Source organism: Leucobacter komagatae (genome assembly GCF_006716085.1).
Lineage (GTDB): Bacteria > Actinomycetota > Actinomycetes > Actinomycetales > Microbacteriaceae > Leucobacter > Leucobacter komagatae.
On sequence record NZ_VFON01000001.1, the window covers coordinates 1,466,911 to 1,491,066 of the forward strand.

The 24,156-nt window shown below is 65.4% G+C and carries 24 protein-coding genes; 5 read left to right on the forward strand and 19 right to left on the reverse strand.

What is annotated here, in order from left to right; genetic code table 11:
• Positions 1-21 precede the first annotated feature (21 nt).
• From FB468_RS06790 to prmC, 15 genes are all read right to left on the reverse strand, one after another.
• Positions 22-522, reverse strand: coding sequence for a DUF1307 domain-containing protein (locus FB468_RS06790; RefSeq protein WP_211359098.1), 501 nt, complete (start codon positions 520-522; stop codon positions 22-24).
• Positions 506-1,408, reverse strand: a complete 903-nt coding sequence (locus FB468_RS06795; protein ID WP_246055788.1) for a PP2C family protein-serine/threonine phosphatase — start codon at positions 1,406-1,408, stop codon at positions 506-508. Before FB468_RS06795 ends, FB468_RS06790 begins: the two co-directional genes overlap by 17 nt.
• A 5-nt stretch (positions 1,409-1,413) precedes the next feature.
• Positions 1,414-2,196, reverse strand: a complete 783-nt coding sequence (locus FB468_RS06800) for a YaaA family protein (protein WP_141886673.1) — start codon at positions 2,194-2,196, stop codon at positions 1,414-1,416.
• A gap of 58 nt (positions 2,197-2,254) precedes the next feature.
• On the reverse strand, positions 2,255-2,515 hold the full coding sequence (locus FB468_RS06805) for a F0F1 ATP synthase subunit epsilon (protein WP_170219648.1): 261 nt from the start codon (positions 2,513-2,515) through the stop codon (positions 2,255-2,257).
• A gap of 2 nt (positions 2,516-2,517) precedes the next feature.
• The gene (gene atpD / locus FB468_RS06810) at positions 2,518-3,963 is read right to left on the reverse strand and encodes a F0F1 ATP synthase subunit beta (RefSeq protein ID WP_141886674.1); all 1,446 of its coding nucleotides are present in this window, start codon (positions 3,961-3,963) and stop codon (positions 2,518-2,520) included.
• Between the two features lie 24 nt (positions 3,964-3,987).
• Positions 3,988-4,872: a F0F1 ATP synthase subunit gamma gene (locus FB468_RS06815; protein WP_141886675.1), complete on the reverse strand. Its 885-nt coding sequence runs from the start codon at positions 4,870-4,872 to the stop codon at positions 3,988-3,990.
• Between the two features lie 77 nt (positions 4,873-4,949).
• Positions 4,950-6,575, reverse strand: a complete 1,626-nt coding sequence (gene atpA, locus FB468_RS06820; RefSeq protein WP_141886676.1) for a F0F1 ATP synthase subunit alpha — start codon at positions 6,573-6,575, stop codon at positions 4,950-4,952.
• 55 nt (positions 6,576-6,630) lie between these two features.
• The gene (locus tag FB468_RS06825) at positions 6,631-7,407 is read right to left on the reverse strand and encodes a F0F1 ATP synthase subunit delta (RefSeq protein WP_141886677.1); all 777 of its coding nucleotides are present in this window, start codon (positions 7,405-7,407) and stop codon (positions 6,631-6,633) included.
• Positions 7,407-7,958, reverse strand: coding sequence for a F0F1 ATP synthase subunit B (locus tag FB468_RS06830; protein WP_141886678.1), 552 nt, complete (start codon positions 7,956-7,958; stop codon positions 7,407-7,409). Before FB468_RS06830 ends, FB468_RS06825 begins: the two co-directional genes overlap by 1 nt.
• A gap of 37 nt (positions 7,959-7,995) precedes the next feature.
• Positions 7,996-8,220, reverse strand: coding sequence for an ATP synthase F0 subunit C (gene atpE, locus FB468_RS06835; protein WP_119284718.1), 225 nt, complete (start codon positions 8,218-8,220; stop codon positions 7,996-7,998).
• A 56-nt stretch (positions 8,221-8,276) separates the two neighbouring features.
• Entirely contained in the window at positions 8,277-9,080 is an 804-nt protein-coding gene (atpB, locus tag FB468_RS06840) for a F0F1 ATP synthase subunit A (protein WP_141886679.1), read from the reverse strand.
• A gap of 221 nt (positions 9,081-9,301) precedes the next feature.
• Positions 9,302-9,802 carry a Cg1360 family ATP-synthase-associated protein gene (locus FB468_RS06845; protein WP_246055789.1) on the reverse strand — a complete coding sequence of 167 codons (501 nt, stop codon included), beginning with the start codon at positions 9,800-9,802 and terminating at the stop codon, positions 9,302-9,304.
• Positions 9,799-11,004 carry an MraY family glycosyltransferase gene (locus FB468_RS06850; protein WP_141886680.1) on the reverse strand — a complete coding sequence of 402 codons (1,206 nt, stop codon included), beginning with the start codon at positions 11,002-11,004 and terminating at the stop codon, positions 9,799-9,801. The genes FB468_RS06845 and FB468_RS06850 overlap by 4 nt, the downstream gene beginning before the upstream one ends.
• Positions 11,005-11,006: 2 nt before the next feature.
• Positions 11,007-11,783, reverse strand: a complete 777-nt coding sequence (locus FB468_RS06855; protein WP_141886681.1) for an L-threonylcarbamoyladenylate synthase — start codon at positions 11,781-11,783, stop codon at positions 11,007-11,009.
• 22 nt (positions 11,784-11,805) lie between these two features.
• On the reverse strand, positions 11,806-12,672 hold the full coding sequence (gene prmC / locus FB468_RS06860) for a peptide chain release factor N(5)-glutamine methyltransferase (protein WP_141888174.1): 867 nt from the start codon (positions 12,670-12,672) through the stop codon (positions 11,806-11,808).
• A gap of 201 nt (positions 12,673-12,873) precedes the next feature.
• Between prmC and cysK the strand changes: the two genes are divergently transcribed.
• From cysK to FB468_RS06885, 5 genes are all read left to right on the forward strand, one after another.
• A complete protein-coding gene (cysK, locus tag FB468_RS06865) occupies positions 12,874-13,809 on the forward strand; it encodes a cysteine synthase A (protein WP_141886682.1) in 936 nt (311 codons plus the stop codon).
• Positions 13,806-14,375: a serine O-acetyltransferase gene (cysE, locus tag FB468_RS06870; RefSeq protein WP_141886683.1), complete on the forward strand. Its 570-nt coding sequence runs from the start codon at positions 13,806-13,808 to the stop codon at positions 14,373-14,375. Before cysK ends, cysE begins: the two co-directional genes overlap by 4 nt.
• A 266-nt stretch (positions 14,376-14,641) precedes the next feature.
• Positions 14,642-15,115, forward strand: a complete 474-nt coding sequence (locus FB468_RS06875; RefSeq protein WP_141886684.1) for a nuclear transport factor 2 family protein — start codon at positions 14,642-14,644, stop codon at positions 15,113-15,115.
• Between the two features lie 101 nt (positions 15,116-15,216).
• Positions 15,217-17,250, forward strand: coding sequence for a hydantoinase/oxoprolinase family protein (locus tag FB468_RS06880; RefSeq protein ID WP_141886685.1), 2,034 nt, complete (start codon positions 15,217-15,219; stop codon positions 17,248-17,250).
• Positions 17,247-18,836: a hydantoinase B/oxoprolinase family protein gene (locus FB468_RS06885; protein WP_141886686.1), complete on the forward strand. Its 1,590-nt coding sequence runs from the start codon at positions 17,247-17,249 to the stop codon at positions 18,834-18,836. The genes FB468_RS06880 and FB468_RS06885 overlap by 4 nt, the downstream gene beginning before the upstream one ends.
• 42 nt (positions 18,837-18,878) lie before the next feature.
• Here the strand turns inward: FB468_RS06885 and FB468_RS06890 are convergent, their stop codons facing one another.
• From FB468_RS06890 to FB468_RS06905, 4 genes are read right to left on the reverse strand one after another with little or no spacing between them, the layout of a single operon-like run.
• Positions 18,879-20,336 (reverse strand): PucR family transcriptional regulator, encoded by a 1,458-nt coding sequence (locus FB468_RS06890; protein WP_141886687.1) that lies wholly within the window; start codon positions 20,334-20,336, stop codon positions 18,879-18,881.
• Positions 20,326-21,348: an S-methyl thiohydantoin desulfurase domain-containing protein gene (locus tag FB468_RS06895; protein WP_141886688.1), complete on the reverse strand. Its 1,023-nt coding sequence runs from the start codon at positions 21,346-21,348 to the stop codon at positions 20,326-20,328. The genes FB468_RS06890 and FB468_RS06895 overlap by 11 nt, the downstream gene beginning before the upstream one ends.
• Positions 21,345-22,622: a hypothetical protein gene (locus FB468_RS06900; protein WP_141886689.1), complete on the reverse strand. Its 1,278-nt coding sequence runs from the start codon at positions 22,620-22,622 to the stop codon at positions 21,345-21,347. The genes FB468_RS06895 and FB468_RS06900 overlap by 4 nt, the downstream gene beginning before the upstream one ends.
• Before the next feature lie 30 nt (positions 22,623-22,652).
• Positions 22,653-23,918, reverse strand: coding sequence for an MFS transporter (locus FB468_RS06905; protein ID WP_141888175.1), 1,266 nt, complete (start codon positions 23,916-23,918; stop codon positions 22,653-22,655).
• Between the last annotated feature and the right edge of the window lie 238 nt (positions 23,919-24,156).

Below are 24,156 nucleotides of genomic sequence, written 5' to 3' on the forward strand. Positions count from 1 at the left end.
CCTGCCTGTTCACCCCCGGCGTTACTCGACCTCGGTAAACCCGGCGTCGGTCAGAGTCTTCACCGCCTCCTTGAGACTCACTTTGCGGGCGTCCTCGGGATCCTGCCCGGTGTCAGCACCCGTTGCCTCGGCAAGCTTTTCGACATCGAGGTCAGCGTACGTGATGGTCACCGTCTCGGTGAGCTCGGTGTCGCCGAACTCGATTGAGTGGTCGACGCCCTTGATGCCCTTGTACTGGTCAACGAGCCCGCCAACGGTCTTCTCCGCTTCGTCGCGATCGGCGATCCCGCTCGCTTCGTAGTCGACGACGTTCTCGGTCGTCTGCTTCGTCACGTTGTCCCCCTCGGCGTAGTAGGTCACGGTCGTCGCCGCGCCGCCCTGGCTCATCGTGAGGGTCGTCTCGCTCGCCTTGCCCCCTGCATCGCCACCGCTGCAGCCCGTCAGCGCGAGCGCGGCGGCGAGCACGACCGCTGCGGCCTTCCCCGCCCGGCGAGTGGACTGTGAACTAAGCTTCTTCAGCACGTGGCTCCTCTGTGGGGTGAGCGTCGCCGCTCGGTTCGAGTTCGATCCCGCTCGAGGCGAGACTCCCGGTATCAATGACGTCGCCGACGGCGTGCACATCGATCACAACGACGGTCACGTTATCGCGGCCCGCGTTGTTCAGGGCCTGCTCGACGAGCGTCGTCGCCGCGTCTCCAGCGCTGTGCTGGGTCGAGAGGAAGTACTGAATACCGACTTCCGTCAGCTCCTTCGTGAGCCCATCAGAACAGATTAGGATCCGTTGGCCCGGGATGAGCGCGAGCGTGGTGTAATCGGGCAGCGGTGCTTCGCCGAGCCCGACGGCACGGGTGATCACGTTTGCGTGCGGGTGCACCTCGGCTTCTTCCTCGGTGATCGCGCCGGTGTCGAGCAGGTGCTGCACGACAGAGTGATCGACGGTGATCTGGCTGAGCGCGCCCTTGAAGTACTGGTAGACCCGGGAGTCGCCAATGTTGAAGACCTTCCACACGGGGGTGTCGGCCTGCTCGCTCACGATGACGCCCGTCACCGTCGTGCCAGCGCCGAGTTCGGTGTCGCCCGTGTCGAGCTCAATGTCATCGACGGCCTGTGTGAGGATCTCGAGGAGGTCGTCCTCGGTGACCGACAGGTCACCCGCGAGCTCGTTGAGCCTGCGAACGACAGCGGCCGAAGCGACCTCGCCAGCGGAGTGCCCGCCCATGCCGTCTGCGACGGCAAACACCGGCGGCACGGTGATGAAGCTGTCTTGGTTGGTCTCGCGACGGTTGCCCACGTGGGTAATCGCGTGCCAGGAAAGCTCAATGTCGGCCTCGCCGCCGGGCCGGTACGCGAGGCGTCGCCTCACAGCGTTCTCACCGTGGGTGGTCACCAGCTCATCTCCTGCACTCATGTATTCTAACGGCTCGCGGCGGGGACGCCCTGAGCCGTCACCAGGCGCAGCACGTCACTGTCGGCGCCCTCACTGATCTCGAGGCCCGCCGCTTCGGCCCACGCGAGGAAGTCTGCGCGCGACCCGATGGTCGGCGCGGAGACTGCGAGGCGGCGCACGAGGTCGCCCTTCGCTGCTTTGTTGAAGTGGTTTAGCGCCCGGACCTCGCCGTCGTCGCTGCGGGCCACGACTTCGAGGTAGTCGGTGTGCGCCGCGCCGAGCGAGTCGAGCGGGGCAAGCGCCGCGTAGTCTTTCGAACGCAGATCGAGTACGTACTGCTCGCCAGCGAGGGCGCCCTCGTGGGGCGCCGCCCACTGCTTCGCCAGGGCCGCGCCGAGATCTGGCAGTCGTGAGGATGCGGAGAGGCGGTACCCGGGGATCGCGTCGCTCGCGCGGACGAGGCCGAACAGCGCTGATTGCACGAAGACGTGCTCGCCGACCCAGGCGAGAGCCTCGTCGTCGAGCGTCTCGGTGTCGAGCGCGTCGTAGAGCACCCCCGTGTAGCGTTCGACGGCCGGCATCGCACCGCTCTCGTCGAGCTCGAGGTTGCGCAGCCGCTCGTCGCGGTTCTTCACTCCGAGCTTGAGCGCCTTCGTCGCCGAGACCTCATCGCTGCTCACCGCTTCGAGCGCGCCGCGCACCGCGTGCCGGGTGGGCGCGAGCCGCTCCCCCAGGAACAGACTTCCCGGGGTAAACGGAAGCCGCCCCCCGAGACGTTTGGTCTCAGAGGGCGGCAACAGGATACGCATAGTGACTCTAGCCTAGCGCGGGACGGGCAAGTGCCCGACCGTTGTAAGTGCTACCCGCCTACGCGACGAGCACGGCGTCACCGGCAACGACGGTAACGGTGTCGTGGTCTACGGACAGGAACCCGTCCTCAGCGTTTACGGTAACCTTCTCGCCCGCCTCAGTCGTCACGCGCACCTCACCCTTGGCGAGGAGAGCGAGGAACGGCTGGTGGCCCGTAAGGATACCGATCTCGCCTTCGACAGTGTTCGCGACGACCTGGCTGGCAGCGCCAGACCAGATCTCGCTTGTTGCCGAGACAACCTTGACGTTGAGCGCCATGATTAGGCCATATCCTTCTGCATCTGAGCCCACTTCTCTTCGACGTCGCTGATTCCGCCGACGTTGAAGAATGCCTGCTCAGCGACGTGGTCGAACTCGCCCTTGGCGATCGCATCGAACGACTCGATGGTCTCCTTGAGCGGAACGGTCGAACCCTCAACACCGGTGAACTTCTTCGCCATGTAGGTGTTCTGCGAGAGGAACTGCTGGATGCGTCGTGCGCGCGAGACGGTGATCTTGTCGTCTTCCGAGAGCTCGTCGACACCGAGGATCGCGATGATCTCCTGGAGTTCCTTGTTCTTCTGCAGGATCTGCTTGACGGTGGTTGCCACGCGGTAGTGATCCTCGCCCAAGTACCGGGGATCCATGATGCGCGACGACGAGGTCAGCGGGTCGATCGCGGGGTAGAGACCCTGCGATGCGATCTCACGCGAGAGCTCGGTGGTTGCGTCGAGGTGCGCGAACGTGGTCGCCGGAGCCGGGTCGGTGTAGTCGTCAGCAGGGACGTAAATTGCCTGCAGCGAGGTGATCGAGTGGCCACGGGTCGAGGTGATGCGCTCCTGGAGGATACCCATCTCGTCAGCCAGGTTGGGCTGGTAGCCCACGGCCGAGGGCATACGACCGAGAAGGGTCGACACCTCCGAGCCAGCCTGCGTGAAGCGGAAGATGTTGTCGATGAAGAGGAGCACGTCCTGCTTCTGAACATCACGGAAGTACTCGGCCATGGTGAGCGCCGAGAGTGCAACGCGAAGACGCGTCCCCGGGGGCTCATCCATCTGTCCGAACACGAGTGCGGTCTTGTCGAAGACGCCAGCCTCGTCCATCTCGTGGATGAGGTCGTTGCCCTCACGGGTACGCTCGCCGACGCCGGCGAACACCGACACGCCACCGTGATCCTGAGCAACGCGCTGGATCATCTCCTGGATGAGGACGGTCTTGCCGACGCCCGCACCACCGAAGAGACCGATCTTGCCGCCCTGCACGTAGGGGGTGAGGAGGTCGATCGACTTGATGCCGGTCTCGAAGAGCTCGGTCTTTGACTCGAGCTGATCGAATGCCGGCGGGGTGCGGTGAATGCCCCAGCGCTCGGTCACCTCGATCGTCTCGCCCTCGGGGAGGTTGAGCACGTTACCGGCAACGTCGAAGACCTTGCCCTTGGTGATGTCGCCGACGGGAACGGTGATGGAGCCGCCGGTGTCGACAACCTCCTGGCCGCGAACGAGGCCGTCGGTGGGCTTCAGCGCGATTGCGCGGACGAGGTTGTCGCCGAGGTGCTGTGCGACCTCGAGGACGAGGGTGAAGGGCTCAGCGCCCTCGCCCATGTTGACGGTCGTCTCGAGTGCGTTGTACACGCCGGGGATCGCGTCGTGCGGGAACTCGATGTCGACGACGGGGCCGGTAACGCGGGCGATGCGCCCGGTGACCTTGGTGGTGGCCGTATCGGTCATGTCTCTTCTCTCTTCAGTCTGGACTTAGGACAGCGCGTCAGCGCCGCCCACGATCTCGGAAATCTGCTGGGTGATTTCCGCCTGGCGTGCGTTGTTGGCAAGGCGGGTGAAGTCGCGGATGAGTGTGTCAGCGTTGTCACTCGCGGACTTCATCGCCTTCTGGGTTGCCGCGTGCTTTGCGGCTGCGGACTCAAGCATCGCGTTGAAAATACGCGACTCGATGTAGTCGGGCAGCAGCTTGTCGAGCACGACATCTGCCTCTGGCTCGAACTCGTACAGCGGGCTCAGGTCGTTCGCCTCGGCGACGCCCTCAACGATCTGCAGCGGCAGCAGGCGGGTAACCTGCGGTGCCTGCGTGACCATGCTGATGAAGCGGTTGTACACGAGGTGGATCTCCTGCACACCACCCTCGTCGCTGTTCCGGAGGAATGCCGAGACGACTGCCTCTGCAACTTCCTTCGCGGTCTCGAACACCGGGTTCTCGGTGTCCCCTACCCACACCCGCTCAGCAGCACGACGGCGGAAGGTGAAGTACCCCTGCGCCTTACGTCCGATGAGGTAGTACGAGATCTCCTTGCCCTCGGCACGGAGCAGCTCGCTGAGCTCCTCGGCCTCGCGCAGTACCTGCGAGTTGAACGCGCCGGCAAGGCCGCGATCGGAGGTGAAGATCACTACTGCTGCGCGCTCGACCTTGTCGGCCTCGGTCAGCAGCGGGTGGTCGGTCTTCGCGTGCGTCGCAACCGCCGATACAGCCCGGGTGATCGCCTGGGTGTAGGGGTTTGAGGCGTCGACGCGAGCCCGTGCCTTCTGAATGCGTGAGGCAGCGATGAGCTCCATCGCACGGGTGATCTTCTTGGTCGTCTGGGCAGAGCGAATGCGCTGCCTGTAGACCCGAAGTTGCGCTCCCATGTCTCTCCTGTGTTATTCGGTGCTGGCTAGTTGTCAAGTGGCGAGCAGTGGGGGCACGAACGCCCCCACTGTCTCAGCTACTTCTTGACGACGAGCTGCTCCTGCTGGATCTCTGCCTCGTCGAGCGCGTCGAACTGCTCGTTGAGGGACTTGCCCTCAGCGGTCAGGAACTCGCTCTTGAACTTCTCGATCTGAGTGGTGAGCTCAGCGACGATGTCGTCATCAAGGACGTTCGTCTTCGCGAGCGTCGACAGCGCCTCGGAGTTGCGGCCGAGGTAGTCGAGGAACTCGCGCTCGAAACGGAGGATGTCGACAACGGGAACGTCATCAAGGAAGCCCTTGGTGCCTGCCCAGATCGAAACTGTCTGCTCCTCAACCGCGAACGGTGAGTACTGCGGCTGCTTGAGGAGCTCGGTGAGGCGTGCGCCACGCTCGAGCTGCTTGCGGCTTGCCGCGTCGAGGTCGGATGCGAACATCGCGAATGCCTCAAGCGCGCGGTACTGAGCGAGCTCAAGCTTGAGCGTGCCCGAAACCTTCTTGATCGACTTCACCTGTGCGTCGCCACCAACGCGCGACACCGAGATGCCCACGTCAACGGCGGGGCGCTGGTTCGCGTTGAAGAGGTCAGACTGGAGGAAGATCTGGCCGTCGGTGATCGAGATCACGTTGGTCGGAATGTACGCCGAGACGTCGTTCGCCTTGGTCTCGATGATCGGCAGACCGGTCATCGAACCCGCACCGAGCTCGTCGGAGAGCTTTGCACAACGCTCCAGCAGACGCGAGTGGAGGTAGAACACGTCGCCCGGGTATGCCTCGCGCCCCGGCGGGCGGCGGAGGAGCAGCGAAACGGCACGGTAAGCCTCGGCCTGCTTCGAGAGATCATCAAAGATGATGAGAACGTGCTTGCCGTCGTACATCCAGTGCTGGCCGATTGCCGAGCCGGTGTACGGAGCGAGGTACTTGAAGCCTGCCGGGTCAGATGCGGGCGAAGCAACGATGGTGGTGTACTCCATCGCGCCTGCGTCCTCGAGCGCGCCCTTCACCGAAGCGATGGTCGAACCCTTCTGGCCGATCGCGACGTAGATGCAGCGAACCTGCTTGTTCTTGTCGCCCGACTCCCAGTTGGCCTTCTGGTTGATGATCGTGTCGATCGCGAGAGCGGTCTTACCGGTCTGGCGGTCGCCGATGATGAGCTGACGCTGGCCACGGCCAACGGGGATCATCGCGTCGATCGCCTTGATGCCGGTCTGCAGCGGCTCGTGAACCGACTTACGCTGCATCACGCCGGGAGCCTGCAGCTCGAGCGCACGACGCGACTCGATGCCGGTGATCTCGCCGAGGCCGTCGATCGGGTTGCCGAGCGGGTCGACCACGCGGCCGAGGTAGCCCTCGCCCACGGGAACCGAGAGAACCTCGCCGGTGCGGGTGACCTGCTGGCCCTCCTCGATGCCGGTGAACTGGCCGAGCACGACAACGCCGATCTCGTCCTCTTCGAGGTTCTGTGCAAGGCCGAGCGTGCCGTCTGCGAAGCGAACGAGCTCGTTGGCCATCACTCCGGGAAGCCCGGAGACGTGTGCAATGCCGTCAGCGGCGTCGACGACAGTTCCGACCTCGGTCTTCCCCGCCTGGGCCGGCTCGTACGATGCTGCGAATTCATTCAGCGCGCTACGGATCTCATCCGGGCTGATTGAGAGTTCTGCCATTTCGTTTCCTCTATCTGTTCCGGAGAGACTCTCCGGCAAGTAACTATGTTGTGCTCTACGCAGCGAGCCGCTGGCGGAGGTCATCCAGGCGAGCCCGGACACTTCCGTCGATAACGTCGTCAGCCATCTGGATACGTACGCCGCCGATGAGGGCGGGATCCACAACCGTGGTGACCTTGACCTTGCGGCCAGCGGTCTGCTCGAGCAGAGCAGCCAACTTCTCCTGCTGTGCATCGGTCAGCGGAGCGGCGACCGTGACGGTCGCGAGCTCAAGCCCACCCTGGTCGGCGGCAACGCGTGCCGCCTCGGTGAGCGCTGCGTTCACGCGGCGACCGCGCGGGTTCGAGACCACGTGCGTCACGACGCCGAGGGCGCCAGCGGAGAGCTTGCCGGAGAAGATCTTCGACGCGAGCTGCGCCTTCGCGGCGGGATCGCCGAGCTTGTTGCCAAGCTCGAGCTCGAGCTCGTGGCTCGAGTTGATCGTCGCCGTCGCTGCGAGCAGCTCATCGGCAAGGCCGGGCTCTGCGAGCGACTGGGCGCGGAAGCCAAGCTCCTCAACGCCGTCAACGAATTCAGCTGCGGTCGACCAGTTCTGCTCGACTGCTGCGGTAAGCACAGAGCGCGCGCCAGCCGACAGGCTGCCGAAGAGCTTGCCGACGACCTCTGCCTTCGCAGAAGCCGGGAGCGACGCATCGGCGAGAGCACTCACGAGAGCCGGTGAGCTCTCGATCTGCGCAGACGCCGAGAGGAGCTCTGAACCGACTGCCTTCCCGAGGCGGCCGCTGAGCGCGGACTTCGCCGCCGCGAGTGCCTCGCGTGACGCGCTGCCCATTACTTCGCCGCCCGTTCGGACGCTTCGAGGTCGACGAGGAAGCGATCGACGAGCGCCGATGCCTTCTTGTCGTCGCTCAGGCTCTCGCCGACAACGCCGGAGGCGAGGTCGATCGCGAGCGAGCCAACATCCTTGCGCAGCGAGACAAGTGCGCTCTGGCGCTCTGCCTCAATCTGCACCTGAGCGGCCTGCGTGATGCGTGCCTGCTCGGTTGTGGCGTCTTCCTTTGCCTTCGACACGATCTTGGTCGCGTCGAGACGTGCGGACTCACGGATCTCGCCAGCTTCCTGGCGAGCGCTTGCGAGCTGCGCGGTGTACTCCTGCAAGGCAGCCTCTGCCTTTGCCTGAGCCTCATCGGCCTTTGCGATGTTCCCCTCAATCGCTTCGGCGCGCGCGTCAAGCATGACCTGCACCTTCGGGAGGAAGACCTTCCAGAATGCGATGAGGATAATGAAGAACGCGATCGCCGACCAGACGATATCGTACGTTGCCGGAAGCAGCGGGTTCTGATTAGCGCCCTCTGCAGCGGCGAACTGCACTGCGTGATTCATCTTGCCTCCCTTTCGAGACTAGTTGAAAGGATGCTGGTTACTGGAAGATGAAGTAGGTTGCGACGCCGATGAGGGCGAGCATCTCGGTGAACGCGATGCCGATCCACATCATGCCCTGGAGCTTGCCGGCGAGCTCAGGCTGGCGTGCGGTGCTTTCAATGGTCTTGCCGACCACGATGGCCACACCGATGGCGGGTCCGATGGCAGCGAGGCCGTAGCCTACGGTTGCAATGTTGCCCGAGATTTCAGCGAGAACAGACACAGTATGTGTTTCCTTCCGTGTATGAGAGCGGCGGTTGCCGAACCCAAGGTTTGGTATTAGTGCTCGTCAGCCAGCGCGAGCTGGATGTAGAGCGCGGTGAGCAAGGTGAAGACGTAGGCCTGGAGGCCTGCGACGAAGATCTCGAAGAGCGTGAACGCGAAGCCGAAGGTGAAGGTCACCGCGCTCAGCGCGGGGAACGCACCCCCTGCATGCAGCAGGAAGAAGTTCGTTGCGGCCCACAGCAGCACGAGGATCATGTGGCCGACGAGCATGTTCATGAGCAGTCGGAGCGCGAGCGTCACCGGGCGAACGATGAACGTCGAGATGAACTCGATCGGGGTGACGAGGAGGTACATGGCCTTCGGCACGCCAGCGGGGAAGAGCGAGTTCTTGAAGAACTTGCCCGGGTGCTTCTTAATGCCCGCGTAGATGAACGAGACGTACGCGACAACAGCCATGAAGATCGGGAAGCCGACGACCGACGAGGCCGCAATGTTGAGGCCCGGGATCACGCCGGTGATGTTGAACGCAAAGACGAGGAAGAAGATCGTCATGAGGAGCGGAGCGAAGCGGCGCCCCTCCTTCACGCCGAGCTGCGACTCGATCGTGTTCTTGCGGACGAAATCGAGTGCGAACTCAAGAACGCCCTGTGCGCGGCCAGGGATAACGCGCAGATTGCGCGTTCCGAGCCAGAACAGAACCAGGAGGACAACGACCATGAGCATACGGATCAGCATGATCCGGTTCATCTCAAATGGCGTGCCTTCGAAGAGGACTGCCGGCGGGAAGAAGTCATTGAGAGTAGGACCGTGGAAGCCACCCTCCTCGGCACGAATAAGTCCGGGGGCAACGAGGTGCATAGCGTTAGCGAACAGGCCATTCTCCTGATTCGGGGCGCGGCGTCAGCCGCACGGCATCGAACGATGGTCGCGCGCCCTGCTCGCGGGCACTCAGAAATGGCGCCACGGGGCTGGGAACGAACTAATCCTAACAAGGTTTCACTCCGAGCGAAACTCGGGAAGACCCCTCGCGGGTCAAGTTTTTACGCCGCCTGAGAATCTCCCCTCAAGCGAACGGAGGATTACGGCAGATTTACGCCGTATGGTACGCGAGCCTTGGCAACAATGACTGTGTCAATCACGATTGAGACAATTACTGTGGCGACGAGCGCGATGAAGAGCATCTTGGGGTCGAGCCAGGGCTGGTCACGCAGCAGCAGTGCGGCGGCAACGAACGCAATGAGTTTCAGCACCCATGTCCCCATCACAATTCCCATGAAGATCTGCAGGTAGACCGGGCTCTGCACGAACCGGTTTGCGAAAGCGATGCTTCCGACCGTGGCGAGCAGCAGCGCTCCCCCGATGCCAGCACCGAGCAGCCCTCCGACGAGCCCCGTCGAACCGCTGACGAGGAAGCCGACCCCAGCGAACACGACCATCGACGCGACGGTCGCGATAATGCCCCACCGCACACCGCGCAGCAGCATTGGCTGGGACGACGGCATCGGGTACTCCCCGCTTCCATAAGTGGAGGGCTCGACCCCCGGCGTCTGCGGGGCGTCGGGGTGCACGGGTGTGCTCACTCAGAGGTCCTTTCGTTGGGCGCGGCAGCTAAATCTGCACTCGCGTCCTGGGCTGTGTCGGGCGCGGCCCGTTCATCTAACGCTACCAACCCGCGCTTGGCAAGAGCTGCGCGCACCGTACTCGCCGGGAACCTGACGAGCAGCACGCCAACGGCGATACCGACGACGAGCACGACGAGCGGCAGTACAAAGCTCTGGCTCGTGAAGACGAGCAGTCCCGCAACCGACAGCACCGCGGTGCCGAGGTAGAAGATGGACACGGCTTGGACGGGCGAGTGGCCCATGTCGAGCAGCCGGTGGTGCAGGTGCAGGCGATCCGCCTCGAATGGGCTCTTCCCCGCGCGGAGGCGCCGGAGCACGGCGAGCACGAAGTCAGCGAGCGGCATCGCGAGCACGGCAAACGGGAGAAGGATCGGGATGTAGCTCGCAAGAACGAGCTTGAGGTCGAGCGCCGCGGGGTCGAGGTCGCCCGTGACCGAGACTGTTGAAGTCGCCATGAGCATGCCAACCAGCAGCGCGCCCGTATCACCCATAAACATCTTGGCCCGGTGCCAGTTGAACGGAATAAACCCGACGCACATACCAACGAGCACGAGCGCGATCAGGCTCGCGAACGTCACCGACTGCGAGTTTCCGAGCTGCGAGTTCAGAATGATTGTGTAGACGAAGAACGTGCCGCTCGCGATGATGGCAACGCCGGCAACGAGGCCGTCGAGCCCATCGACGAAGTTCACGGCGTTCATCACGAGCGTGATGAGAAATACCGTGAGTACGAAATTGACTGTCGACGAGCCGATCACGAGCGTGTCGCCGACTGGGATCGACACGATCTGTACGCCATTCCAGGCGAGGAGGCCCGAGGCGACAAGTTGCGCTCCGAGCTTGATCATCCAATCAAGGTCGAGCAGGTCGTCAAGGAAGCCGATGACAGCGATAAGCAGGCAGGCACCAATGAGTGCCCACATCTTCAGTCCGTCACGAAACAAGCCCTGAAACTCAGGGATCAGCGCCGCTGCGCCGAGCGCCGCGAGCAACCCGACGAACATTGCGACACCGCCGAGGCGGGGGGTGGGATTCTTGTGGACGTCTCGCTCTCGAATTTCAGGGGCGAGCCGGTACCTGCGGGCGAGCTTGAGTATCCCGAACGAGGCCGCCGCGGTCACGAGAACCGCTACGACAAGCACCGGCAGGTACGGAAGCATGGTTAGCCGTCGGCCCGCGAAGCCTCGATGGCTGTGGAAGCCTCTGGGGTCTCGGCAGTATCCGAGTCCTCGGGGCCCTCAACAGGGGCTTCGACCGGCACCGCGGGCGCGGCGAGTTGCTCGACGATCGTCGCATTCGGCAGCGCCTCCTGGAGCTGAGTTACCGTGACCGCGCCCTGGCGCAGCACGCGCACGGTGCCTCCCCCGTCACCTTCGAGCGACGTCGCGTCAATGATCGTTGAAGCCTCGCCGCGGGCTTCTCCCCCATCGAGGTAGACGGCAACCGACTGGCCAAGCATCTCGCGCGCCTCGGCCGCGGTTCCGGCTGCGGGAAGCCCCGTCTTGTTCGCCGAGGAGACGGCAAGGGGGCCGGTCTCCTGCAGCAGCTCGCGGGCGAACGCGTTGCCAGGGATGCGCAGCGCGACCGTTCCACCAGTCTCGCCAAGGTCCCAGCTCAGCGACGGGTTCGCCTGCGTGACGATCGTCAGCGCCCCGGGCCAAAACGCCTTGGCGAGCGTGTGCAGCGCTTCGCTCGCGTCGGCGGCGAGGGCTGCCAGCGTGCCAACGTTGGGAATGAGCACGGGGGGCGGCGACTGCCGTCCGCGGCCCTTCGCGTCAAGCAGCCGCTGCACCGCCTCGGGCGAAAACGCGTCTGCGGCGATGCCATAAACGGTGTCGGTCGGCATGACGATCAGTTCGCCCCGCCCAAGGGATTGTCGGGCAAGCCTCGTTCCCTGCAGCAGTTGGGCGCCATCTGAACAGTCAAATACCTCGGACATAGTTGGCAATTCTACTTCAGCTCTACTTGAGTGCGGTCGTGGCGCGGTCGCGACCCGTCAGATCGGGGTGCGTTGCCGGCGAGCGCCAGCCGTCACGCGCGAGCAGCGATCGGATGGCTTCGCCCTGCCCCTCGGCGTGCTCAAGCACGAGCGTGCCGCCCTCACGGAGCAGTTCAGCGGCGACGCCGCTGATGATCCTGATCACGTCGAGCCCATCGCTGCCGCCGTAGAGCGCGAGATCGGGGTCGTGATCGCGCACCTCGGCGTCGCGCGGCACCATCGCGTCGGGCACATAGGGAGGGTTCGAAATCACGACGTGCGTGCGCCCGGCGAGCCGCTCGGGGGCGAGCGCGCCGGGCACGAAGTCAGCGAGGTCACCGTGAATGAGGTTGACGCGCCCCCCGCCGAGCGCGGCGACGTTTTCAGCGGCCCACGCGTGTGCGTCGGAGCTTTTCTCGACAGCCCACACCTGCGCCGCGGGCACCTCGGTCGCGAGCGCGAGCGCGATGGCCCCGCTACCCGTGCACAGGTCAACGGCCAGGGGCTCGTCACTTTGGGCAGCGAGGAGCGCGTCAATCGCAAACTGCGCGACCGTCTCGGTCTCGGGCCGCGGCACGAACACCCCTGGGCCAACGCGCAGTTCGAGGGCTCGGAACGGGGCACGACCGGTGAGGTGTTGCAGCGGAATGCGCTCGGCCCTGAGTTCGGCGAGCTCAGCGACCCGCTCGGCCTGAGCCGGCGTCAAACGCTCGCCCATGATGGCGAGCGCCTGCACCCGGCCCCTGCTCACACCGAGGATGTGCCCAACGAGCAGCTCGGCGTCGACCTCCGGGTCGGCGATGCCGGCCTCGCCGAAGCTCTCGCGGAGGCGCCCAAGCACGCTGGTCATGAGGTGTTCACGTTCTGCTGTCACCCTGACATTCTCTCGCACGCGCGCGGCGGGGGCGTTCAGGGGATGGCCCGGGAATACCCGAGCGCGGCCCGCGTTGTAACACAACGACGTTCAGCATAAGCATTCAGAACATTTCAGATAACCTGGTGGCATAACTCACCCGCGCTTCACCCAACTCTAACACGGAGGGCATTCCGCATGGCTCGCATTCACGACAACATCACTCAGGCGTTTGGCAACACTCCCCTCGTCCGGCTCAACCGCGTGACCGAGGGCGCGCCCGCGGAGGTGCTCGCGAAGCTCGAGTTCTACAACCCGGCGGGCAGCGTGAAGGATCGCATCGGCGTCGCAATCATCGACGCGGCAGAGAAGTCTGGCGAATTGCAGCCCGGCGGCACGATCGTTGAGGGCACGAGCGGTAACACCGGCATCGCGCTCGCTTTCGTCGGCGCGGCCCGCGGCTACAAGGTCATTCTGACGATGCCCGAGACGATGAGCGTCGAGCGCCGCAAGCTGCTCGCCGCCTACGGCGCCGAGATCGTGCTCACCGAGGGACCCCTCGGCATGAAGGGCGCCGTCGCGAAGGCGGAGGAGATCGTCGCGAACACCCCCGGCGCGATCCTCGCGAAGCAGTTCGGCAACCCGGCGAACCCCGCCATTCACCGCGCGACGACCGGCCCCGAGATCTGGGCAGACACTGACGGCGAGGTCGACATCTTTGTTGCCGGTATCGGCACTGGCGGCACCATTACCGGCGCCGGCGGGTACCTCAAGGAGCAGAACCCGAACGTCAAGGTGATTGCTGTCGAGCCGATCGACTCGCCGCTGCTCACCGAGGGGAAGGCCGGCCCCCACAAGATCCAGGGGCTCGGCGCGAACTTTGTGCCCGACATCCTCGACCGCGACGTCTACGACGAGGTCATCGATGTCGCACTGCCCGACGCGATCGCCAAGGCGCGCGCGCTCGGCACCGACGAGGGGGTCCTCGCAGGCATCTCGGGCGGCGCCGCGGTCTGGGCTGCTGTCGAGGTCGCCAAGCGGCCCGAGAACGCCGGCAAGAAGATCGTCGTGATCGTCCCCGACTTTGGTGAGCGCTACTTCTCGACGGTGCTCTACGAGGATCTCGCAGTTTGAACCTGTTTTCCCGTATCCGTGAGGACATCTCTTCGGCCCGCGCGCACGATCCGGCTGCGCGCGGGCCGGTTGAGGTGTTCTTTCTGTACTCAGGTCTCCACGCTGTCTGGTGGCACCGGGTGTCGCACGCGCTCTGGCGCCGTGGCCTCCGGTTCCTCCCGCGCGCGATTTCGCAGCTGACCCGGTTCTTCACCGGCATCGAGATCCACCCGGGCGCGACGATCGGGCGGCGCCTGTTCATCGACCACGGCATGGGCATCGTCATTGGCGAGACCGCCGAGGTCGGCGACGACGTACTCATCTACCACGGTGTGACCCTCGGCGGGACGGGGCACCAGAGCGGCAAGCGCCACCCGACCGTGGGTGATCGCGTGGTGCTCGGGGCGGGCGCGAAGCTGCTCGGCGACATCGAGGTCGGCGCTGACTCGGCCGTCGGGGCGAACGCCGTCGTCGTGCGCTCGGCGGGGCCGTGGACCACGCTCACCGGGATCCCGGCGACGGGTCGCCCGCGCCGCGGCGCGCCAGTCGCCGAGCACCCGAACACCGCAAGCTTTTACATGATTTAGCAGCAGTGTTTCTGGCCGCGCCGGCCACCTGGGCTGCGTGGACCCTCGGCCTTCGACGCCAAGCCCGAATCAATGGGATCTGCAAGCCCAATGCCCTCACGAGCCAAGTTCGACATAGGCACTGCAGATCACCTTGCCTACTGCCGCCACTCGGGCCTCCCTGGCCGCCCCAAACACCGCGAGCTTCTCCGTCATTGAGCGGCGACGCCGCGCGGCCCCCTCGCGCAGTTGCAATGTCACCGCACATTGCACCTATGCTCAGAGTTATGAATGAACCAGAACTCGCAGCCCGCGTCCGCACACTCGTCGAGACGATGTACGGGGGCTACATCGGGGGCGACCGCGACGCGATCGACGCGCTGCTTGACCCCGAGCTCACAATGTTTGACAGCGCCAGCGCCCCCGTCATCCTCGGCATGGACGCTCTCAACGAGGTTCGCGCGGGCCGCGGAAAGGCACCCGCAGATGGTGATCCCACTCCCCCGCGCGAGACCTCGCTCACGCCCGACCTCTTCACCGCACGCCGCGTCGAGGGCGTCATCACCGCGACGTGGTGGCTGCGCATCGACGGCGTCCACGAGAACGGCGACGTCGCCGTCCCCGAGCTGGTTCGCAACTCCGCGGTGCTCGTCGACTCAGACGGCCCGCTGCGCATCGTGCAGATCCACGAAGACGTCGTGCAGCCGATGGGCGGCCCCGTAACGGCAGGCCTCCCCGAGGTCGCAGGCCCCACGGCCTAGCCGATCGCACACCCTTGAGGGGTGGGCAGTGCAGCTCGCACTGCCCACCCCTTTGTGCTGCCCGTACGCTGCCCACAACGGCAATGAAGCAGGAGGCACCATTGAGCTATCGAGTGGCCATGGATATCGGCGGGACGTTTACGGACATCGTCGTGCACAACACCGAAACAGGCGCGCTACGCGCATCAAAGGCGGACACGACGCCCGGCGACCTTACTGAGGGCGTGCTGACCGCGATCGCGCAGCTTGAGGTTCCCCCCGAGGAGATCCTGTCGTTCGTACACGGCACCACACAGGGGCTGAACGCCCTTCTCGAGCGCAGAGGTTCAAAGACACTCTTGGTCACCACGACCGGGATGGGTGATGTCTATCGCATTGCTCGAGGCAACCGAACACGAATGTTTGACATTCACTATCGGAAACCCGAGCCCCTCGTCGCACGCGAAGACACGGTTGAGGTCGGCGGCCGACTCCGCTACGACGGCAGCGAGCTTCACCCGCTCGACGAGCAGTCAGTGCGCGACGCCGCCGGAATCGCACGCGCAGGCGGCTACGAGGCCGTTGCGGTGTGCCTGCTCTTCTCATACGCGAACGAAGCGCATGAGATCGCCGCCGAGCGAATACTGCGCGAGGAGCTCGAGGACGATGTCGCCGTGGTCCTCTCGCACCGAGTTGCTCGAGAGTGGCGCGAGTACGAGCGGACCTCGTCAACGGTGCTCGAAGCCTACACCGGCCCCGTCGTGCGCCGCTATCTCGCGCGGATCGAGGATCGGTTCGAGCGTGAAGGCATTACCAGTGGTGTGCAAGTGATGCAGTCATCCGGCGGAATCGTCGGCGCGGGCTTCGCAGCCGAGCATCCGTTGCAGACCCTGCTCTCCGGCCCTGTCGGGGGAACGGCGGGCGGCGTCGCGCTCATGCAACTCCTCGGGCGTGAGAACGCAATTTGCGTTGACATGGGTGGTACTTCGTTTGACGCATCGCTCGTACTTGAGGGGCAGCCAGACATCTCGACCGACGGCGAGGCCGACGGCTTCCCCGTGCTGATGCCGCTCGTCAACCTCCACACGATCGGTGCTGGCGGTGGCTCGGTCGCGTTCTCGGAATCTGGCGCATTGCGCGTCGGCCCACGCTCCGCAGGGGCGCAGCCAGGCCCTGCCTGCTACGGCCGAGGGGGCACAGAACCAACTGTCACGGATGCGAACGCGGTGCTCGGCCGAGTTGATCCCGAGCACTTTGCTGGTGGCCGGTTTGCGCTCGATGTCGCAGCCTCCGAGCGCGCTATCGCGAGCCTCGGCGACGAGTTCGGCATGGACGCAGCAGACCTTGCAGAGGGCATCCTCGACATCGCGAACGCTAAGATGGCTCAGGCTATTCGCACCCTCACCGTCGACCACGGCCGGGAGCCCGGCGACTTCTCTCTCGTAGCCTTCGGCGGAGCCGGCCCAATGCATGCTGAGGCGATCGCACGTGAGCTCGGAGTCACCGAGGTACTCATCCCTGAGTTTCCCGGAGCATTCTCCGCTTGGGGCATGCTCGGCTCGGACATACGTCGCGATCTCAGCGCCCAGTACTACGTACACGAGGACCAGCTCGACGCCGATCACCTCGGCGCCGCGATCGATGCTCTCTCCGCGACCGCCGACGCGGAGCTTGACAGGCAGGGCGTCGCGCAGCAACTTCGCCGGTTTGAGCGCGCCATTGACATGCGCTACGAGGGCCAGGACTACACGCTCACTGTGCCGTTGCACGAGGGGGAAGAACCCGGCATGCCAGGCTTTGCCGCACGCATCTCAGCCCGCTACAGCGAGCAGCACAGGCGTCGCTACGGCCACGCAACGCCCGAAGCGAAAGTCGAGCTCGTGAGCCTGCGAGTCACCGGCCTCGGCACGAACGAGTTCGGCCACCTCACAGGCGAGCGCTACCGGGAGGACGCTATGGGTGCTCGCACCGCGCAGGTTCGTTTCGACGGGCGGGCGTGGGAGACCCCGATCCGCCGCAGGGATGCGCTTCCGATCGGCGAGACAATCGCTGGTCCTCTCCTCATCGTTGAAGACACAACCACGACCGTTGTGTCCCCTCGCGCGTCGATCAGGCGCGAAACACTCGGACATCTCACCATGGAGGTGCAGGCATGACACCCACAATCGACCCCGTACGGACCGAAATCATTCGGAGCGCGCTGTTGCAGGCAGCCGAGGACATGAACACGACGCTCATCCGGTCGGCGTATACCCCGACGATTTACGAGGCGAAAGACTGCGCTGTTGCGATCATGGATCGCCATCACCAGGTGCTCGGACAGTCAAGTGGCCTGCCCATCTTCCTCGGCAATCTCGAGGAGGTCACTCGCGATACCGAGTCTCGCTTCGGGCGCGACGTCTGGCAGCCCGGTGACGTATGGGTGCTCAACGACGCGTACATCGCTGGCGCACACCTCAACGACGTGACGGTCTTCGGGCCGGTCTTTGAGCGCGCCGACGGCGGCGAACTCATCGGCTTCGCCGCGAGCCGCGCACACTGGATCGACCTCGGTTCGAAAGACCCCGGTGGCTCGATGGATTCGACTTCGATCTATCAGGAGGGCCTGCGGCTCGGTGCGACGCGTATCTACGCAGCGGGCGAACCCGTTGCCGAGGTACTCCGGCTCATAGCCACGAACTCGCGCTTCCCCGAGCCTCTGCTTGGAGATTTGCGGGCGCAGACCGCCTGCATTCGCACCGGCGCAGACAGAATGCGTGAGATTGTCTCACGGTGGGGCCTGCCCCTCGTCGAAGCTGCTCGTGACGCATTCTTTGCGCAGACCGAGCGGCTCGAGGCTGCGGCCCTCACCGGGCTCCCCGACGGAGAGTACTTCGCAGAGGGCGCGCTCGACAACGACGGGATCGACCTCGACACTCCAATCCCAATCCGCGTGCGAGTGAGCGTCGAGGCTGGACGCATCTCGATCGACCTTACCGAGTCCGCAGACCAGACTCGGGGGCCCGTGAACTGCGGGGCGGCGCAAGCCGTCGCAGCGTGTCGAGTGGCTTACAAGGCCCTCTTGAGCCCTGACGTGGCGCTGAACGGTGGTTCGTTCAAGCACCTCGACGTCACCGTGAGGGAGGGGTCGGTGCTTGCCGCGGTCGAGCCCGCTCCCGTGCAGTACTACTACTCGCACCTCGGCCTGCTCATCGACCTGGTTACACGCGCGCTCGCCGAGGCAATGCCCGATGCGGTTGCCGCAGCGAGCTACGGTGACTCGCTCATCGTTCAGATGATGGGCTTCGACCCGCGCACGGGCAGGGACTTCCTGTCGCAGGAGGCAACGGTCGGCGGTTGGGGTGCTTGGAACGGCGGTGACGGTGAGACGGCGCTAATCAACAACGTGAACGGCTCGCTCCGGGACATGCCCGTGGAGGTGCTCGAGACACTGTTTCCAGTGCGGGTCGACCGGTACGAGGTGCGCGAGGGGTCGGGTGGAGCCGGCGCTTTCCGTGGCGGCGATGGCGTCGTCCGTGAGTACACCTTCGAGGCCGACCAAGACTTGTCGCTCTGGTGGGAGCGCTCGGTCACCCCGGCGTGGGGGCTATTCGGCGGCGAGTCAGGCGCGGCTCCCCGCGTCACGCTCAACCCGGGGACCGAGAGCGAGCGTACACTCCTGAAAGCAAACGCGATGCGTGTCGCCGCTGGTGACGTACTCCGTTGCGAGTCGGGCGGGGGCGGCGGCTACGGAACCGAGTAGACCCCGCCTGGTTCGAGCGGGTGGTCGACACCGGGGCTTGCCCTAGGCGTCGACTACCCGCTTTGCTGCGACATGGATCGCGAGCCGGTGCGCTGGGTTCGCCGGATCGATGCCGAGTCCCCGCACCCTGTCGAGCCTCGCAGTCACCGTGTTGCGGTGCACGCCGAGCACCTGTGCGACCTGCGCGGGCCTGTCGCTATGGTCGAGCGATGCCAGCAGCGTCCGCAGCAGCGACCCGTCACGATCAACCTCTATGAGTGGCGCAAGAAGTGCCCGTGCCGCGGCATCCGCGTCAGCGCCGAGTAGCGCGGGCAGCGCGGCTTCAGGAGTGAGCCCCTCGGAGAACATGACAAGGCCCGGCGTGCTCAGCGCGATCAGGGCCGCGCGATCCGCTTCCTCGACAGCTTCGACCGGAGCCTCCCCCGCCGCAAACACCGTCGAGACGCCGACCGCCAGACGCGCAAATCGCGGATCCTCCGTTCCAAGCACCGCCGCTGCCGCTTCTGTGCGCCGCAGCTCGCCCGAGCCCTGGGCCCCCAGGAACACCACCCAACCGTCGCCGTGCGGGGCCGCGCCGGCCGGGCCGTCGAGCTCAGCGACGCGCGCCAGCACGAGTGCGTCGAGTTCGTGGCTCCGCCCGCCTTCCGAGCGAACCTTCACGACGCGGTATCGCGTGGCGAGGGGCCAACCGCCCGCCGCGAGCCGCCCACGCAACTTCCCTGACGGTGCGCCTTTGGCCGCGATCACACCCGCGAGCAGGGTCTGGGCGCGCACGACATCGCGGGACGTGTCAATGTAGCGCAGCGCGGCCCAGGCTGTGAGCGGCGCAATAGCGAGCCGAGCAACGGTCTCTGCCGTGGTGCGGCTTGCGTCGCGCTCACCTCGTGTGCCTCGCGGCCCGCCAAGAATCTGGGCGGGGGCGCCCGAATCAGGGAACGGTACGGCGACCGCGATCTGGTGCGCGGTGTCCTCACGGACTCGAACGCTACCTTCGATGAGCGCGCCCGCGGAATCAACGAGCGCGAACTCGTGGTCAGGCAGCAACCTCCCAAGCGTCGCGAGCGCCCGGCGAGGGCTTGCCGCCGCGACACCGAACGCTCGCGCAGCTTCTGCGAGCGTGCCCGACGCAGATGCTTCGTCGGTTGCGACGATAGCGGCGAGTCTGACGGTCGCATCGAGTACCCCGGAGTCGAGCGTGATGAGCGCAAGCCCAAGCTTGGCTGCGAGCTCCGCTGGCTCTGGTCCGCTGGCATCGCGCGAACTGATAACGACGCACGCGACTGCGCGCTCCCAGGCAATGCGGATCGCACGCTCGAGGCGCCAGGATGCGCTCGTCGCTTCCCCAGTGAGCACCAGAGCGCAGCCCGCGGGCGCCACGGCGATATCGACGTGATTGTCTGACACTCGCACGCTATCGACCCGGGTGTCGACGGGCCCGTTCAGCGTCACGGGGGTGCCGAGACGAACCGCGAGTTCCCTCACTGTGAGACTAGATGACATCCCGTTCCCTTCCGGTCGTATGCGTACTCGCTGCCTCCCATGCGCCTGGCAGCTCGACGGCGACGAGGGCAACGCGCATCCCGGGGAGGCAACGCTCAGGATCAAGCACCTCGCCACTCTCAGAGATCACGAAGAGCTCGTGGGCCGCCGATTGCAGCGGAACTCCGTCGGCGAGTGCGCCGAGGTAACTCTCATCGGCGTCCACTCGGACTCGCCGACCGAAACCGTCAGCCACGAGCTCGGTCATGAGAATACTCGTACGCAGGGTGACACCGTCGACGCTCTCGATATTGGTAATTGTCGCGCGGAGCAACGTGCGGTGCGGTACCCCCGCGAGTTCGTTGCCCGGCTCAGCTTCGAGGTAACGCGATATCGTACCGGGATTCGCGTGGGCTCGCACTTCCCTGCCCGTGAGCGCATAGCCCGCGAAGAATGCCCAGCCCCCACTTGCCCCGACCAGGCGCGGAACGATCTGCGCGACCCGTGCTGTCATTCCGTCGACGAGCGTCGTTTCGCCGAGTGGCGAGGCGATGGCGCACGGGGCAATCGGCACCCCCGCGAGCGTGAGGAGCGTGTCTTGAACGGTCGGGCGGACTCGACCGCACGCATCGGCGTCGACGAGGTCAACCCCCAACGCTGCGGCTGCGGCAAGGGCTAGAACGGCGTTCTCGCCCGCGGTGTTAATCGGCAGCACTCCTCGTACACTCTTGCCGACTGCTCGTTCGAGCGCTGCGACCGCGCGAACAGGTTCAGTGCCGTCGGGCAGCCCCTCAGCGAGCGCCGTTGGCGACCCAACAAGCGTCACAACGGCGTACAGCGCGTCGTCGTCAAGTTCGAAGACGGAGGGAAGTTCAACATCCGCTGCTTCGATCTCGGACTCGGCCCAATCCCGCAGCACCTGCAGTGCCGCGCTGTTCACTCCGCTCGCGAACGGGCGAGCCCCGCGAGCGAGACGCGCGACGTCGGCTCTGCGCAGTCGTGAAGTGTGTGGGGCTCCCTGATTCTCGGTCACGCCGGTGCCCCCGTCACGCTGACTCGCACGGTGTCGATAGGGTCGGCGACATACGCGAGCGGGCGCACGTCAGTGGTGCGGGTCAGGCCGAGCTCGGGCGCGGCCCCGGCGAGGATCGCCCGGGTGATCGCTTCTTCAACGAGCGCTGCGGCTTTGTCGCCCCCGGCTCTGCTTCCCTGGGGGCGTCTCGCGATGCGCTCCAGTGAGACCGTGATCTTTCCGTGAGTCACCCCAAGCGCCGTCGCAAACTCGAGCGCCGAAGATCCGTTCCCGCTACTGTCGACAACGATCACGGGGTAGCCCGGCCTGCGGGAGAGCATACGCTGCACCTCAGGGGCGCGATGAACGTCACTGGGGGTGCTGTCACACTCGACGAAATCGAGCGCAAGGTGGTTGTGCGCGATGCCCCAACGTCGCTCGACGTCAGCGCGGTCGACGTCACCCGCTGTCACTCCAATAAGTCGCATTGCTCCACGGTCTGCGAGCGCAAGGACGAAGTCGTCCTCGCCGGTCACGAGCCGCACTCCGCGAGCGGCAGCCCGGACAACTCCATGCAGCGCTCCGAGCGGCTGTCGCATGAGCTCCGCTCCGGAACCAAACCCGCCGAGCCCGTGGGCAAACCCGATCTCCCAGTTCGGGAACGCTTCGGTCGCCGCCCGGGCGAGATCCGCACCCCAGTCGGCAAGACCGAGATTAAGCGCGGCGGCGTGCTCGCGTTCCCGTATTCCTGTGCCCCCTGAGGCATGGGCAACCGTGACCCTAGCACCGGGTGGCGCGGTACCCGCGACGGCAATCTCGCTGGCGGCCTCACGCTCGAGCCACGGTGCCGAAGGTGCCCCCGCCGCGCTCACGATCAGGCGGTCTGCCCCCGCAGCTGTGAGCCGCTCTGCCGCGACGCGAAGCTCGGCACCGTCGGCCTGTCTCGCTTCGTTCCCAACGAAGTCGCTCCCGCCGTCGACCAGAGCGCTACGAGCCCGAAGCGACTCTCCTGTGGCACCCGGCCACGAAGCAAACGGGCGCAGAGCTGGCATGGTCGGTGGAGCGACCCGGATGAGCCCGATGCCCGCGAGTCGGAGGTCACTTTCCTCCGGGGCTGCCGCGATCCTCACTCCGGTGATCTTCGTCGCGAGCGGCGCGGACAGGCTCTCCCGCGCCGCTACCAGCGTCGCGAGGCGCGTTGCTGCGTGTGGCAGTGTGGCCGTGTGTCGCACCTCGTTGCCGTCGGTCACCGCCAGGCGAACGGTTGACGCCGTGAGATCAATTCCGAGCTGCATACCTCTATTGTCTCGCCTGGCGGGTCGGCATTAGTCGAGCGGCTTCCCCTCAGTCTCTGGCAGGGTGACCGCGGCAAGCACAGCGATCACGAGGAACACGAGAATGAACAGCACTGTCATCGTAAATGAGACCGAGGCTGCGAGCAGCGCCCCTACCGCAACAGGCGCGATCGCGTTCGAGATGAGCTGCGCCGCGGTCGCCCACGAATAACCAGCTGCGCGAACACGCGTCGGGTAAAACTCGCCGTTCCAGGTGTTCCAGACGCCCCAACCGCCAAGGATGAAGAACGACATGACGAAGTTCGCGACGTACAGCGATGGCAGATCCCACGACACCGCGAACAGCACGCCGCCGAGGATTGCGCCGACAAGGAACGCGACGAACGTGGGCTTTCGACCGAAGCGCTTCGTGCACCACGCCGCAGCGAGGTAGCCGGGAATCATGAAGACCGCGCTGATGGCAACGAAGCCGAGCGAGTCGGCGAGCGTGAGCCCGCGTTCTTGCAGCAGCGTCGGCAGCCACACCTGAAGGCCCCAATAGCCCCAGTTGAATGCGAAGTTCACGATCAGCATAAGCAGCGTGCGGCGGCGCATGTCCTTCCGCAGGAGCTGGAGCGGGTTTCCGGCCTTGTCAGCCTGCGCCTCGCGCACGAACTCGGTACCGGGCGCGACCGCAACGCCGAGCCCACGCAAGACCTTCGCGGCGCGCTCGTGCTTGCCGCGGCTGACAAGGAAATACGGCGACTCTGGCACCCAGAACGCAACGACAATCACCCAGAGGCACGCAACCGCTGCCGCGAACGCGACAACCTGCCAACCGGCGTCGTGAAACAACGAGGTCACCCCGATAGCGACGAGGGTGCCGATTGGCCAGCCGATTGAGAGGAGCACGGCGGCCCGACCCCGCTGCTTCGATGGCATGAGCTCTAGGAAGTACGGGAAGACGACGGTGTATGCGCCGGCCAGCGCGAACCCGGAAAGCACGCGGAGGCCGACGAGCGCTTCAAAGTTCGGCGCGAGCGGCACAAGCGCTGCGATGACGCCGTAGGCAATGAAGCTCACGATCGTCACTGGGCGACGACCAACGCGGTCCGCGATGGGCCCCCAGACGAGTGCCCCAGGGATCATTCCGATTGCCACGGCCGAGAGTACAAGGCCGAGCTTGGTCTCGTCGAGCCCAAAATGGTTCGACACGTCGCCGGCGACGTAGACGAGCGCGAGCTGCTCCCACGACTCGATCACGAAGATGACAAACATCGCGATCACGATCCGCACGTGGGCGGGCGTGAAGCGCATACGCTCGTAGACGTCCTGTAACGCGACCGGCCCAGTGGCTCTGGCCGTAGAAGCAGTAGTGGTTTCCAACGAGACTCCCTTGTCGATCGATACGGTTCGGAGCCAACCTAGGTCACGGGCTCACACGATGACTGGGCGGCAGGCACACCCTGGAGCGCTCCAGTAGGGCGAGCAGCACTGGCTGCGGTCAAGCCGGGGCGCGGTCGGCCCGCAGAGATCGAGCCCCTCGCCCGCCACA

What these genes read in the sequence shown, in the direction of transcription:
- FB468_RS06795 (WP_246055788.1), bottom strand. Translation starts at nt 1,408, where the DNA reads ATGAGTGCAGGAGATGAGCTGGTGACCACCCACGGTGAGAACGCTGTG.
- FB468_RS06800 (WP_141886673.1), bottom strand. Translation starts at nt 2,196, where the DNA reads ATGCGTATCCTGTTGCCGCCCTCTGAGACCAAACGTCTCGGGGGGCGG.
- FB468_RS06805 (WP_170219648.1), bottom strand. Translation starts at nt 2,515, where the DNA reads ATGGCGCTCAACGTCAAGGTTGTCTCGGCAACAAGCGAGATCTGGTCT.
- atpD (WP_141886674.1), bottom strand. Translation starts at nt 3,963, where the DNA reads ATGACCGATACGGCCACCACCAAGGTCACCGGGCGCATCGCCCGCGTT.
- FB468_RS06815 (WP_141886675.1), bottom strand. Translation starts at nt 4,872, where the DNA reads ATGGGAGCGCAACTTCGGGTCTACAGGCAGCGCATTCGCTCTGCCCAG.
- atpA (WP_141886676.1), bottom strand. Translation starts at nt 6,575, where the DNA reads ATGGCAGAACTCTCAATCAGCCCGGATGAGATCCGTAGCGCGCTGAAT.
- FB468_RS06825 (WP_141886677.1), bottom strand. Translation starts at nt 7,407, where the DNA reads ATGGGCAGCGCGTCACGCGAGGCACTCGCGGCGGCGAAGTCCGCGCTC.
- FB468_RS06830 (WP_141886678.1), bottom strand. Translation starts at nt 7,958, where the DNA reads ATGAATCACGCAGTGCAGTTCGCCGCTGCAGAGGGCGCTAATCAGAAC.
- atpB (WP_141886679.1), bottom strand. Translation starts at nt 9,080, where the DNA reads ATGCACCTCGTTGCCCCCGGACTTATTCGTGCCGAGGAGGGTGGCTTC.
- FB468_RS06850 (WP_141886680.1), bottom strand. Translation starts at nt 11,004, where the DNA reads ATGCTTCCGTACCTGCCGGTGCTTGTCGTAGCGGTTCTCGTGACCGCG.
- FB468_RS06855 (WP_141886681.1), bottom strand. Translation starts at nt 11,783, where the DNA reads ATGTCCGAGGTATTTGACTGTTCAGATGGCGCCCAACTGCTGCAGGGA.
- prmC (WP_141888174.1), bottom strand. Translation starts at nt 12,672, where the DNA reads ATGACCAGCGTGCTTGGGCGCCTCCGCGAGAGCTTCGGCGAGGCCGGC.
- cysK (WP_141886682.1), top strand. Translation starts at nt 12,874, where the DNA reads ATGGCTCGCATTCACGACAACATCACTCAGGCGTTTGGCAACACTCCC.
- FB468_RS06875 (WP_141886684.1), top strand. Translation starts at nt 14,642, where the DNA reads ATGAATGAACCAGAACTCGCAGCCCGCGTCCGCACACTCGTCGAGACG.
- FB468_RS06885 (WP_141886686.1), top strand. Translation starts at nt 17,247, where the DNA reads ATGACACCCACAATCGACCCCGTACGGACCGAAATCATTCGGAGCGCG.
- FB468_RS06890 (WP_141886687.1), bottom strand. Translation starts at nt 20,336, where the DNA reads ATGTCATCTAGTCTCACAGTGAGGGAACTCGCGGTTCGTCTCGGCACC.
- FB468_RS06900 (WP_141886689.1), bottom strand. Translation starts at nt 22,622, where the DNA reads ATGCAGCTCGGAATTGATCTCACGGCGTCAACCGTTCGCCTGGCGGTG.
- FB468_RS06905 (WP_141888175.1), bottom strand. Translation starts at nt 23,918, where the DNA reads ATGCGCTTCACGCCCGCCCACGTGCGGATCGTGATCGCGATGTTTGTC.